The sequence below is a fragment of the Kitasatospora sp. NPDC002543 genome, assembly GCF_053594915.1.
Window position 1 is genome coordinate 1 of sequence record NZ_JBSFWR010000230.1, and the last position, 1,593, is coordinate 1,593.

The following is a 1,593-nucleotide window of genomic DNA, read 5'->3' on the forward strand; positions in this document are numbered from 1 at the left end:
CTTCTTCTTGGGGACGGTGGGGCTGGAGCCCTCGGCGTAGGCGTCCCGCAGCAGCTCCGCGACCGTCTCGCGGTCGGCGTCGGTGACGCGCAGCTCCGCCTTGGGTGGTCACGGTGCCGGCGCTGCGGTGGGGCGAGGGGGAGTTCGTACGGGAGCGGGGGTGGGGGCGGTTGCGGGGGTTGCTCGGGGAGTTCGCGGAGGGGGGTTAGGCGTGTGGGGATTGGAGTGGGGCGGGTTGGTCGGGGTGGTTGGGCGGCGCCCGGGCCTTTGGGCGGGGCACGGGTTGGTGAGGGGTGATGTCCGTGGAGGGGGCGGTTGTTGTGGCTGAGGTTGGCACTGGGGTTGGGGCGGTGGGGGTCGGGGTGGGGCCTGGAGGGTGTGCGGCTCTGGTCTGCGTCGGGGCCGCGGTCTGGGTTGCCGGTGGTGGGCACCGGAGTGAGGTGCGACGGGCGAGGGAGCTGTTGGGTACCGGCGGCGGTGTGCCGTGGGGTACGCAGGCGTGGCGTGAGGGTTGGGAGCGGTGGCGGGAGCGGTGGGAGTGGTGGGTGCTGGTCGTAGGGGCCGTGCTCGCGGCCCTCGGGGCGTCCGTGGTGCCGCTGGTGGTGGGCGCGGCGGGGGTGCCTCTGGCGGCGCGGGTGCGGAGGGACCGGGAGGCGCGACGGGTGCGGGAGCGTCGGGCGGACGCGGTGATCTCGCTGTGCGGGGTGTTGGCGGGGGAGGTGCGCGCGGGGCGGCAGCCGGGGGAGGCGCTGGTCGTGGCGGTTCGTGAGGAGGGGGAGACGAGAGCGGGCGTGGGCGGCTCGGGCGCCGGTGATGGGGCGGTGGTGGCCGCTGCCCGGTTCGGCGGGGACGTGCCGGGGGCCCTGCGGGAGGCGGCGCGGGAGCCGGGGGCCGAGGGGCTGTTGGGGCTCGCGGCGTGCTGGCGGGTGGCGGTGGATCGGGGTGCGGGGCTCGCGGCCGGGCTGGAGCGTCTCGCGGGCGCGCTGCGGGCCGAGCGGGACCAAAGGGCGGATCTGCGGGCCCAGTTGGCCGGGTCGCGGTCGACGGCGGTGATGCTCGCGGGGCTTCCCGTTCTGGGGCTGTTGCTGGGGGGTGTGCTCGGGGCGCGGCCGTTGAGGGTGCTGTTGCACACCGGTGCGGGGTTCGGGTGCCTGCTGGTGGGCGGGGTGTTGGAGGGAGCGGGGTTGTGGTGGGCGCTGCGGATCGTACGGGGAGCGGAGGAGCGATGAATGTTGTCCACAGGCTCGGGTTCGTGCTGTGCGTCGTGGCGGCCCTGGGGTGGGTCGTGCACGAGGTGGCGGTACGTCGCAGGGAACGGGCGCTGCTGCGGAGGCTGAACGCCCTGCTGGAGGGCGTGGCTGAGAAGCCCGCGGGGCGGGGTGTGGATGTGCGGGGCGCCGTCGGCCGGTGGGGGCCGTCGATGGGGGCGATGTGTGCCGGATACGTGCTGGTGGGCGGGGCGGCCGGGCTGGGTCTGGGGCTGGTCGCGGCGTTCGGGGTGTGGCGGTGGAGGCGAAGGGCCCGTGCGGCGGCCGACGTGGCGTCGTCCTCGGAGGCCGCGCACGCGCAGGCGCTTCGGCAACTGCCCTTGGC

The 1,593-nt window shown here is 75.9% G+C and carries 2 protein-coding genes and 1 pseudogene; 2 read left to right on the forward strand and 1 reads right to left on the reverse strand.

Going from position 1 to position 1,593, the window contains the following annotated elements; translation table 11 throughout:
- A partial coding sequence (locus ACWD4P_RS38150) for a DUF1707 domain-containing protein (protein ID WP_449782812.1) occupies positions 1–93 on the reverse strand: 93 nt, incomplete at its 3' end.
- A 203-nt stretch (positions 94–296) separates the two neighbouring features.
- Between ACWD4P_RS38150 and ACWD4P_RS38155 the strand changes: the two genes are divergently transcribed.
- Both ACWD4P_RS38155 and ACWD4P_RS38160 read left to right on the forward strand, forming a co-directional pair.
- Positions 297–1,229 (forward strand): type II secretion system F family protein, encoded by a 933-nt coding sequence (locus ACWD4P_RS38155; protein ID WP_405782684.1) that lies wholly within the window; start codon positions 297–299, stop codon positions 1,227–1,229.
- Positions 1,226–1,593, forward strand: a pseudogene (locus ACWD4P_RS38160) (type II secretion system F family protein); the annotation flags it as partial. The gene ACWD4P_RS38155 and the pseudogene ACWD4P_RS38160, both read left to right, overlap by 4 nt.

Bases quoted from the DNA above. Each gene is read 5' to 3' on its own strand.
- ACWD4P_RS38155 (WP_405782684.1), top strand. From the start codon at position 297: ATGTCCGTGGAGGGGGCGGTTGTTGTGGCTGAGGTTGGCACTGGGGTT.